Annotated in this window: 13 protein-coding genes; 5 read left to right on the top strand and 8 right to left on the bottom strand. The window is 39.3% G+C overall.

What is annotated here, in order from left to right; translation table 11 throughout:
- Positions 1–56: 56 nt before the first annotated feature.
- Both Q0N70_RS03385 and Q0N70_RS03380 read right to left on the bottom strand, forming a co-directional pair.
- Positions 57–644 carry a cupin domain-containing protein gene (locus Q0N70_RS03385; RefSeq protein ID WP_294013870.1) on the bottom strand — a complete coding sequence of 196 codons (588 nt, stop codon included), beginning with the start codon at positions 642–644 and terminating at the stop codon, positions 57–59.
- Positions 645–673: 29 nt separating this feature from the next.
- Positions 674–1771, bottom strand: a complete 1098-nt coding sequence (locus tag Q0N70_RS03380; RefSeq protein ID WP_294013869.1) for a hypothetical protein — start codon at positions 1769–1771, stop codon at positions 674–676.
- Between the two features lie 286 nt (positions 1772–2057).
- On the opposite strand from Q0N70_RS03380, the gene Q0N70_RS03375 reads away from it, so the two are divergent.
- The gene (locus tag Q0N70_RS03375) at positions 2058–3344 is read left to right on the top strand and encodes a vWA domain-containing protein (RefSeq protein WP_294013868.1); all 1287 of its coding nucleotides are present in this window, start codon (positions 2058–2060) and stop codon (positions 3342–3344) included.
- Here Q0N70_RS03375 and Q0N70_RS03370 read toward each other — a convergent pair.
- The gene (locus Q0N70_RS03370; RefSeq protein ID WP_294013867.1) at positions 3341–3751 is read right to left on the bottom strand and encodes a hypothetical protein; all 411 of its coding nucleotides are present in this window, start codon (positions 3749–3751) and stop codon (positions 3341–3343) included. The genes Q0N70_RS03375 and Q0N70_RS03370 overlap by 4 nt on opposite strands.
- A gap of 253 nt (positions 3752–4004) precedes the next feature.
- Between Q0N70_RS03370 and argC the strand changes: the two genes are divergently transcribed.
- On the top strand, positions 4005–4949 hold the full coding sequence (argC, locus tag Q0N70_RS03365; protein ID WP_294013866.1) for an N-acetyl-gamma-glutamyl-phosphate reductase: 945 nt from the start codon (positions 4005–4007) through the stop codon (positions 4947–4949).
- 69 nt (positions 4950–5018) lie between these two features.
- On the opposite strand, the gene Q0N70_RS03360 is transcribed toward argC, so the two are convergent.
- The 3 genes from Q0N70_RS03360 to Q0N70_RS03350 are packed head-to-tail and all read right to left on the bottom strand — an operon-like array spanning position 5019 to position 6252.
- Positions 5019–5264, bottom strand: coding sequence for a hypothetical protein (locus tag Q0N70_RS03360; RefSeq protein ID WP_294013865.1), 246 nt, complete (start codon positions 5262–5264; stop codon positions 5019–5021).
- Complete coding sequence (locus Q0N70_RS03355; RefSeq protein ID WP_294013864.1) at positions 5261–5716, bottom strand: hypothetical protein; 456 nt, start codon at positions 5714–5716, stop codon at positions 5261–5263. The genes Q0N70_RS03360 and Q0N70_RS03355 overlap by 4 nt, the downstream gene beginning before the upstream one ends.
- 11 nt (positions 5717–5727) lie before the next feature.
- Complete coding sequence (locus tag Q0N70_RS03350; protein ID WP_294013863.1) at positions 5728–6252, bottom strand: hypothetical protein; 525 nt, start codon at positions 6250–6252, stop codon at positions 5728–5730.
- A 203-nt stretch (positions 6253–6455) separates the two neighbouring features.
- Between Q0N70_RS03350 and queD the strand changes: the two genes are divergently transcribed.
- Both queD and pyk read left to right on the top strand, forming a co-directional pair.
- Entirely contained in the window at positions 6456–6842 is a 387-nt protein-coding gene (gene queD / locus Q0N70_RS03345; protein ID WP_294013862.1) for a 6-carboxytetrahydropterin synthase QueD, read from the top strand.
- Between the two features lie 18 nt (positions 6843–6860).
- On the top strand, positions 6861–8660 hold the full coding sequence (gene pyk, locus Q0N70_RS03340; RefSeq protein WP_294013861.1) for a pyruvate kinase: 1800 nt from the start codon (positions 6861–6863) through the stop codon (positions 8658–8660).
- 7 nt (positions 8661–8667) lie between these two features.
- On the opposite strand, the gene hisF is transcribed toward pyk, so the two are convergent.
- Together hisF and hisH are read right to left on the bottom strand one after the other, a co-directional pair.
- Positions 8668–9435, bottom strand: coding sequence for an imidazole glycerol phosphate synthase subunit HisF (hisF, locus tag Q0N70_RS03335; RefSeq protein ID WP_276779405.1), 768 nt, complete (start codon positions 9433–9435; stop codon positions 8668–8670).
- Between the two features lies 1 nt (position 9436).
- Positions 9437–10084 carry an imidazole glycerol phosphate synthase subunit HisH gene (hisH, locus tag Q0N70_RS03330; RefSeq protein ID WP_294013856.1) on the bottom strand — a complete coding sequence of 216 codons (648 nt, stop codon included), beginning with the start codon at positions 10082–10084 and terminating at the stop codon, positions 9437–9439.
- Between the two features lie 67 nt (positions 10085–10151).
- Between hisH and Q0N70_RS03325 the strand changes: the two genes are divergently transcribed.
- A complete protein-coding gene (locus Q0N70_RS03325; RefSeq protein ID WP_294013854.1) occupies positions 10152–10364 on the top strand; it encodes a hypothetical protein in 213 nt (70 codons plus the stop codon).
- Positions 10365–10445: the final 81 nt, after the last annotated feature.

The following is a 10445-nucleotide window of genomic DNA, read 5'->3' as shown; positions in this document are numbered from 1 at the left end:
AAAAATGTAGCAGGCAGTTTTTTACAATTAAATATGACGACGCTAAGATAAAAAACTTATGCGTTAAATTTCTGGGCGGGAGTAACCATCCAAATTGCCTTTAATTCAGTTGAGCCTGTGTTTTCCAAAGTGTGAGGAGAACCTGCGTTGAACGTGATGCTGTCGCCTTCTTTTAAAGCAATTTCTTTGTTTCCGTAGTGAAGAATTCCTTCGCCTTGAACAACAAGCCCCATTTCTTTTCCAAGATGTCCGTAGCTTCCGCGGTGAGTGCGGCTTCCAACTGGAATATTTATCGTATAGCTTTCAAATGAATTTTCACCATTGCCGGAAAACGGATCGGAAAGTTCTTCGTAAACAACATCCTCTTCATTGATTTTGCGGCGGTCTTCACGGTGAATTACAGAAACTGGACGGCGGCGACTGTATTCTTCAAAAAGAAATTCAAGGCTTATATCCAGGGCATCGGCAATATCAAGCAAAGTATCTATTGCAGGAGAAACTTTATTCCGTTCAATCTGAGAAACAAGGCTTTCGCTCACTTTTGCGTGTGCAGCCACAGCTTTTAACGTCAAATGCTTTCTTTCGCGGACGGCTCTTAATTTTTCCCCGAACTGGTATTGTCTTTTATTTTCGTCTTCACTCATTTTTTTTACCTGAAATATCTTAATGAGTTTCAAACTTTTGCAAAAGTATCATTTTTCTGCTTTTCCTGATTTTTTTCCATTATAAAGCGGATAAAATGGTCTTCAAGCGTGTTTTTGGGACCTTCAATATGAAGCCTTTGCCTTGCTCTTGCATTATCACGGCGGACTGTATACAAAAGGTAAAAATCCCTGTAATCAAGATTTATATCTGTTTTTACACGCTCGCCAAGATAAGAGCTTACTTCATCACGGCCAATCGACTTTACGCCCTGATCACGCAAAATTCCTTTTAAACGCAAAATCTGCTCGTAAGAAACGCCAAAAAGGAACTCTTCCATTGCCTGGGCAACATCCGGCTCGCTAAGTTTTTCCTTTATAAATGCGCCCCACTGGTCATCCATCTGAAACGTAACCATCATAAGCTCGCTTGTTCCCATCATAGAACCAAAAGCTGGAGCAAGACGGCGGCGGGCAGACCAAACCGACTGCAAAACTGGCGCAATATCAGAAATCGTCTGGTCGCTTCTGTGCTCCCAAAGAATTATAAGAGAATTTGCAAGTTCCCGGCGCAAATCAATAGAAACAGACTTGTCCTTTATAAGGTTCATGTAGACATCTTCCGCCATAAGCGTAAACATCATGGAAACAGTTTCGTCATAATATTCCTTGACTTCTTTTTCGTCCATTAAAGCATAGTTTTTGGCAAGCTTCGACATTGAAAAAAAAGTATGAATTTTCGCCACAAGGAAACCTTTTCCCAGAATAGCCTTTGACGGCATGTGAAGAACTGTATCGCCTTCCTCCTGATACGAAATGATGCTTTCAACCAAAGCCATCGGTGTTCTTGTGGAAGTTGTTGTGTTCGCCCGCTCAAGCAAAGACGGAAACCGTGCAATCGATTGCGCAAGACTTGTAACGTCATCAAGCCTTTCCTGAAGCCGCGCCAGTCTGTCTGGAGCAGTTTTTTCAAGCGCATCCTGAAGTTTTTTTATAAGTTTCTGCTGATAATCTGTAAAAACAATAATTCCAGTCTGAATAATTTCATTCTTTATATTTTCATCATTGTTAAAAAAATAAGAAATATCAACTTGAGAAAAATCTGAATTTTTAATTTTGCTTGTGTCCAAAATACCTTCGCCTTTATTTTTAAATCGGAACTATTTACGGCATCTTTAAAATGCTAAAATTGTCCTTGAAAATTGCATTTTTTATAGATTCTCATTATAACACACATTTTTCAATTTTCAACGTATAAATTTTCAAAACATTTTTTTATTACAAAGAAAAACATTCGCTTGCTTGATTTTTATTGTCATTGCCCGACATAATTGGGCAATCCCTTTTATGGCGTAAAAAAAAATAGAAATAAATTTTACGCTTTAACTCAAGGAAATTCGCTCCGATAATAAAAGCATGAAAAAGCGCATTTTGTTTTTTACCATGATTTTGGCAGGAATTGCTTTCGCGCAGCAGACACGAATTGTTGAACAGCCGCAAATGCAAATTCTAGCAAGCGACATATCAGTAAAGGAAAGATTTTCAGATTCAGGTGAGCGTGAAGGAGTTGACCTTTTTATAAGAAAAAAGCCTGCAATAAACAGCGTAATGCTGGTTGAAACCACAAAAGATCCAAACGGCAAAGAGCCAAACTACGCTTACCGCGCCGCAGAATGGAACGAAACAAACGGAAACGAAATCCGCTATTTGAACGGACAGGAACTTCACTCTGAATATTCAAAATACAGCCTTATTTCTTCAACTGTAGAAAACCATCCTGAACTTGGACAAGCCTTCCACATTTTTATTCCGAACACGCTTTACTTTGGCTATCCTTGGTCGCGCAACGGTTCTGTGCAAATCGGAAAAGGCGTTTTTATAAATATCCGCACATTTGAAAAACCTTACGGAGACTACACTGGCAAATACATGGACAATCCGTTTATGTTCGATATAGGCGAAGCTCCAAAGAAAAAAGAGCCACAAAAAGTTGAAACCGCGCTTGAAGAAATTCCAGAGCCAGAAGTAAATGAAGAGCCGCAAATAATTCCGCAGAAAGAAGAAAAGCAAATTTTAACGGACGACTACAATCCTTTGGCGGTAGAAAAATTTTCGCAGCTTGCAAATGAAGGCGGCGGACTTTTGTATTATTCCAAGCCGGAAAATCTTGTTCAGGACTTGCTGGATTCAGTTGAAAGAATCACGCCAAAAACAAAGGCGGACATTGTGCTTGCAATAGACACAACCGGCAGCATGAAAGACGACATGGAAGTTTTGCGCGGAAAATGGATTCCGGCGTTCATTGAGCAGGCAAAGGAATTTGAAGACTTAAGAATTGCGCTTTTGCTTTACAGGGATTACAACGATTCCTACAACTACAAAGGGCTTCCCGTAAAATTCTTTGACTTCACAAGAGAGCCTGAAAAAATCAAAAAGCAGCTGGATTCCGTAATAATCCACGGAAACGAAGGCGGAGACATTCCAGAAGCCGTTCACGAAGCTCTTTTTGCCTCAATAAATTTCTACGAATGGAGAAATGACGCGCAAAGAAAAATCATTCTTCTTGGAGACGCAGAACCGCATCCAAAGCCAAGAGGCCCAAGAAAAATAACGCAGGAAAAAGTAATGCAGCTTGCAAATGAAAAAGGAATCACGCTCGACTGCATTATCGTTCCTGACGAAAAAGGAAAATCCGCAGACTAATTGCGTTTTCCGTTCTGAATTTTTTCAAAGTCTTTCTGGGCAAGTTTTCTGTATGCGCCGGGGAATTGTCCAGGCTGGCTTGCATTATAAATTTCAAGAATTTCGTTTATAATTGGCTCTGCCTTGCTGTATTTTTTCTGCTTTACATAAATATGCGCAATTTCGTAGCGGCCTTCAATATAAAAAGCAGTGTTCATTCCGTAACGCTGCAAAAGAATTTCATAATACTGCAAAGATTTTTTTGTGCTTCCCTTGTCCAATGCAGTCTGCGCAAGCTGAATTATTTCAAGGCTCGAAGCATTGTCTGGAACTTCAACCTTTGTTGACGCACATGAAAAAAAACAAACTGAAGCAAAAGAAATTAAAAAGCTAAAAACAATTTTTTTCATAAATATTGAATCTTTCATTCCTAAAGTATATCATTTCAGCACTTGATGCACAATCTAAGTTTTTATTCTATATAGCCTAAACTTCGAGTTTTATAGTTTAATGTCATTATCGGGCTTGACCCGATAATCTATTGAAAGTTTACAACAGATTCCCGTGTCGTAGCACGAGAATGACACATAAATGACTGTTCTTTTCAAAATTCGACATTCAGGCTATATATCTTTTATAAAAAAACTGGCTTTATAAAGTTACATCAAAAAGAGGCGTCTTATGGCATACAAAATTTTTATCGACGGAAAAGAAGGAACTACAGGCTTAAAAATTTTTGAGCGTTTTGAAAACAGAAAAGACATTGAAATCCTGCTTATCGATGAAGACAAACGCAAAGATCCTGCAGAACGCGCAAAGTTTATCAATGAGTCTGATTTTACATTTTTGTGCCTTCCAGATGCCGCCAGCATAGAAGCTGTAAGCCTTTGCACAAATCCAAAGACAAAAATCATAGACGCTTCCACAGCGCACCGTGTAAATCCAGACTGGGCTTATGGATTTCCAGAGCTTTCTCCTGCGCACCGTGAAAAAATCGCAAATTCCAGCAGAGTCGCAGTGCCGGGCTGCTATGCTTCAGGATTCGCCTCAATTTGCTTTCCGCTTGTAAAACATGGAATAATTTCTGCGGACTATCCTGTTGTCTGCCATGCGGTTTCTGGATATTCAGGTGCCGGAAAAAAAGCAATCGCGCAGTACGAAGATCCAAACCGCAATCCAGAACTAAAAAGCCCGCGCCTTTATGCCCTTACACAGGAACACAAGCACTTGCCTGAAATGCAAAAAGTAAGCGGATTAAATTACAAGCCAATTTTCAATCCTTATGTATGCGACTATTTTCAAGGAATGACCGTTACAATTTCGCTTTATTCAAGGCTTTTGGAAAAGAAAATGAGCGCAAAAGAAATCTGCGAAACATTCAAGGAGCATTACAAGAACTGCCATTTTGTAAAAACTGCGGATTTTCTTGGTGAAGGAATTTTGCAGGACAATTTTATTGCGGCAAACACTTTGGCTGGGACAAACAATATGCAAATTTTTGTCTGCGGAAACGATGAGCGCATCACAATAACAAGCCGTTTCGACAACCTTGGAAAAGGCGCAAGCGGAGCAGCAGTTCAGTGCATGAACATAATGATGGGAATTGACGAAGCAACAGGCCTTTAAAAAAGAAAATCCCTGCACTGAAAGAATAAGGAGAAAAAAACAGCACAGGGAATATTTTAGTTTTAATTTTTACGCGCTAAATCCGCTTTGCAAAAAAAATCCTCTGTCCCACAAAGCATCTTCCGTGTAATCTTCCCAGTCCCGGCTTGAACAGCATTCGGTTCTGTCCAAGTTTTCTTCAAATAATTCTGAATCAAAAGAAGAATCGCAGTCTACGGCATCTAGCAAAGCTGACAATGAAAACAAAAATCCATTTCTGTTCATAAAGAAAATCTCCTGTGTATCTTTTATAACACACGTTATTCTCTTTGTCAATTAATTTCTCCAAACTGATTATATTTATTTGCCGCGTCATTTTTGTAGGAAGATTCGCACAAAGGAAAATAAAAAAGCGAAAGCACACAATTAGAAGCAATATCGAACAAAGCATCTCCTGTATCGCAAGAAAGATTTTCATTAAACGCGCCAACAGCTGTACAGCCAACTGCGCCAATGACAGATGCAAAAGTCATGTTCCGACAAAAATCAGCTTTTTCTGACAAAAACTTAGATTCTTCAATAACGAGTAAAACAACGTTAAAGTCCGTTTTTGTTCCTATATTTTTCCCGCTGGCAAACTGAAATTCGTCCAAAGAAAAAAGCCCATCTTGATTAACCGTTTTTTGAAAAGCAGCCTGCTCTGAAAAAATAATTCCGCAGTTTTCCTTCTCCTGCGCAAAAACAGAAAAGCAAAATATCATTATAAAACCTAAAACAAATTTTCTCATAGGGCAAAACCTTATTCTGTTATATTTTCAGCGTGATTTGTTATCCTTTTGTTATATTCTTCAACATAGTCGTTGTAGTTCTGCAAGGATTTTTTTTCGTAATGGGCAGAGAGGCGGTTTGTTGCAACTGCTCCCAAAAAGAAAATTGCGGCAGGAATTCCAAATGTGCCAAGTTCTTTTGTGCTATCCGCGTCAATGCATCCTACGGAAAGTCCGCCTGCGGCTGCCGCATTTACAACAGTTGTCCAATACCAAAATTTTTCTTTTTTTATGACTGACTTGTTTTCTGAAATTCCGCCGATAAGTTTCATTGCTTCTTCTTCTGAAATTTTTGTTCCTTCTGAAAATTTATATTCAGAGAAAAATGGAAAACTTTTTTCACGCACAATTTGCTGCTTGGATTCTTGCAATTTTTTTCTGGAACTTCCAAAAGGCACAAGAATTTTTTCTTCATAAGGCTGAGAAAATTCAGAATCATCCGCAAAAGAAAAAACGCAGGCAAACTGAATTAAAATCAAAAACAAAAGCTTTTTCATAAAACACCCTTTTTATATGACTTTTTTCAATAACGCATGATAATCTATTTTAAAATTTTAATAGATTATCGGATCGAGTCTGATAATAATATTTAATTATAAACTTTTTTGCAAAGCCTGGCTATTTCATTTTTAAAACAAAGACAATAAGTTTGAAAATTCAATTTTCATAAAAGAGGAAAAACTGTATAATAAAAACCGATATGTTTGAAGTTAGAGTTACTGCTGATTTTAGCGCGGCACATTTTTTAAAAGACTACAACGGAAAATGCGAAAATCTTCACGGACACAATTACAAAGTTTATGCGCACGTCCGCGGAACAGAACTTGACAAAGGCGGAATGCTTTTGGATTTTACAAAGCTGAAAAAAACGCTTCGGGAAGTTTGCGGCAAAATTGACCACACAAATTTAAACGACATAGAATTCTTTGACCAAAATCCAAGCGCAGAAAGAATTGCTGTTTACATATACAATCATATTATAGAAGAAATTCCTTCACTAAAAAAAACAGACGGAAAAAAAGCATGGCTTTATGCAATCGATGTTTTTGAAACAGAAACAAGCCGCGCAAGGTATATTGCTGAATAATTTTTATCGGAGAACAAAATGCTTACAAGAAAAACAAAAATCGTATGCTCAATCGGGCCTGCCTGCGACAACGACGACACAATCCGCGAAATGATAAAAGCAGGAATGAACATAGCCAGATTCAACTTTTCGCACGGAACTTACGACTGGCACAAACAAGCGATGGACAGAGTGCGCAGAGTTTCCGCAGAAATAGATGTTCCTGTTGCAATTCTTTTGGATACAAAAGGACCTGAAATCCGCACTGGACTTATAGACGGCACAAACAACATCAAGCTTTCCGCGGGTGAAACAGTAATTGTTACAACAGACGACTGCACTTGTGTAAATGCTTCGGAAGGGAAACCGTGCAGAATTTCAATTTCATGGAAAGAAGCTGCAAAAAAAGTTTCCCCGGGAATAAAAATTTTAATTGCTGACGGACTGATTGAACTTGTTGTTCAAAAAATTGAAGGCGAAGAAATTATATGCAAGGCTTCAAACGCCGGAACTTTTGGCAGCAGAAAAAATGTAAATTTAATCGGAGTTCATGCAGGGCTTCCAATCATGTCAGAAAAAGACAAGGAAGATTTGAAATTCGGAGCAACACAGGATATTGATTTTGTTGCGGCAAGCTTTGTAAGTTTCCCGGAAGAAGTTGTACAGATTAAGGAATACTTAAAATCCGTAGGCGCAAAAGCCCGTGTCATTGCAAAAATCGAAAACGAAGAAGGCTTGAACAACATTGAAAAAATTACACGCGAGGCAGACGGAATAATGGTTGCGCGCGGAGACTTGGGAGTTCAGCTTCCGACAGAAAGAATTCCGCTTGCGCAAAAAGCCATTATAAGATGCTGCCACACCGCCGGAAAACCTGTAATCACTGCAACACAAATGCTTGACTCGATGATTGTAAATCCGCGACCAACAAGAGCAGAACTTACAGATGTCGCAAACGCAATTTTTGACGGAACAGACGCGCTCATGCTTTCCGGGGAAACTGCTGGCGGAAAATATCCAGTTGAATCTGTAAAGACTATGGCTCTGATTGCCCGCACAACAGAAGATTCAGTTGAATACAAAGAGCACATGAGAAAAATAGATTCAGACTATGTTCCCGGAACAGAAGTAGGACACATGGTTGCCCACAGCGCATACAAACTTTCAAAAAACATAAAGGCAAAGGCAATCATAATTCCGACATTGCACGGAAACACAGCAAGAATGATTGGAAGCTTCCGGCCGGAGCAAATTGTAATTGCGGTAACTCCAGATAAAAAAGTTCAGCGGCAGCTTATGATTCAGTGGGGCGTAACTCCGGTTCTTTGCAGAATCGCAGGAGATTCCGACATGATGATTCAGAATGCTGTAAAACTTGCAATTGAAAACAACCTCGTAAAACTTTCAGACAGAGTTGTTGTGTGCGCAGGAATTCCGCTTTCAAGTCCGCTCATGGTAAACACAATCCGTGTGCTTGTTGTAGGAAACATAATCGCAAGAGGAACTTCATTCGGATTCTGCAACAGCGAAAAACAAAAAATCTGCGGAAGAATAATTCACGCGGAAGACATTGTTGAAATCCGCGATACCGTAAAGCTGAACCACAGAACAATTCTCGTCTGCGAAAGAATAACAGAAGAACTTATTCCAGTATTAAGAATTATAGACGGAGTTATTTCTGAATCCGGAAGCGACTTGCAAGAGGAAAACCTGAAACTTGTAAATCCGAACTTAGTCTATATACAGAATGTTCCCGATGCCTGCAAAATTCTTGAAGACAATCTTTCTGTTTCCATAGACGGAGAACAGGGACTTATTTACGAGGGAGCAATCTGCTAAAGTAAAGCTAAACAAGTCTTACAGGAATTCCTTCTTTGGAAAGCTCATTCTTTATAGAAGAAACTGTGTACGCTCCTGAATGAACCATTGAGGCAATCAGGGCAGCGTCAGCTTTTCCTTTTGTAAGAACATCCGCAAGATGAGAAGGAGTTCCGCCGCCGCCGCTTGCAATTACAGGAACCGGAACAGACTCAGCAATCATTTTTGTAAGATTCAGTTCATAGCCTTCTTTTGTTCCGTCAGCATCAATTGAATTTAAAACTATTTCACCAGCTCCAAGCTCAACTGCTTTCTGCGCCCATTCCCTTGCATCAAGCTCAGTCTTTGTTCTTCCGCCGTTAATGTAAACTCTGTAGCCGCTTGGCATTTGAGAATCTTTTGCAGCGTCCATTCCAAGAACAATGCACTGATTTCCAAAGACACGCGCGCCTTGCTTTATAAGCTCTGGATTTTTTACAGCCTGAGAATTAAGCGAAACTTTTTCAGCTCCAGCAAGAATTGTAGAACGTATATCGTCAAGAGTTCCAATTCCGCCGCCAACACAAAACGGAATAAAAACTTGTGAAGCGACTCTTGCAATCAAATCAAGAATAGGACCTCTTCCGCGCGCGCTCGCCATTATGTCGTAAAACACAAGCTCATCTACACCTTGACGGTAATATTCAGCGGCCATTTCCACAGGATCGCCAATGTCTATATTGTTCTGAAATTTTATTCCTTTTGTTGTGCGTCCGTCTTTTACATCAAGGCAAATTATAATTCGTTTTTTTAGCATTTTAAAATTCCTCCTTTGCAGAAAGGTCAGAAGCCGCAAAGTTTCTCAAAATTCTAAGTCCGGGATTTCCTGATTTTTCCGGGTGAAACTGAAAAACCGCAATATTGTCTTTTTCAACTATGGCAGGAACTTTTATTCCGTAATCCGCATAGCCTTTTACTATAGAAGAATCTTCCGGCTGAATCACATAGGAATGCACAAAATAAAAGTCTGAATCCTGAACAACTCCATTCAAAAGTGAAGAGCCGCCATTTGCAAACGAAACATTGTTCCATCCAATATGCGGAACTTTTAAACTTGAATCAAATCCACTTTCCTTTAAAGATGAAAAATGCTTTATGCTTCCTTTTAAAAGCCCAAGACATTCAGTGTCGCCTTCCTCGCTGTAGTCAAACACAATCTGAGAGCCAAGGCAAATTCCTAAAATCGGCTTTCCTGATTCCGCCCAGTCTTTCAGAAAAGAATCAAAGCCGGTTAACTTAAGCTGCTGCATTGCATAAGCCGCATCTCCTACTCCGGGGAAAATCACACGCTCAACATTTTTCAAGTCGCTGGGATTTCCAGAAAGAATATAAGGAGCACCAAGGGATTCAAGCGCATGCTCCACGCTTTTTATATTTCCTGCATTGTAATCTATGATTCCAGTCATTTTTTGCTCCAATGAAAGATTGAATGTTTCAAGTAAGTTTATATTAAAAACTGCCGATAAATTCAATATGGACATTACGGCTCTTGTTAATCTTTGCATTTCAGTTTTAAAAGATATACGCGTTATTACAGCTGCAATTCTTACAATTTTTTTTATCTCGCTCGGAAACTACGTCGTAAGGTACAGAAAACGTCCGCCTAAGCCAAAGAAGAAAAAATCCGCTCCAAAGACCGCAGCCGCTCCTACCCCAAAACCAGAAGAACAGCCAAAGCAGGAATAGTAAAATTTTCCATATCAAGCCTTTCAATTGAAAGAAGCCCCTAAAAATGTTATTATTTTGAATAATAAAAATGGTTGGGGA

This window comes from uncultured Treponema sp., assembly GCF_945873775.1.
Lineage (GTDB): Bacteria > Spirochaetota > Spirochaetia > Treponematales > Treponemataceae > Treponema_D.
This window is presented reverse-complemented; position numbering and strand designations above follow the sequence as displayed.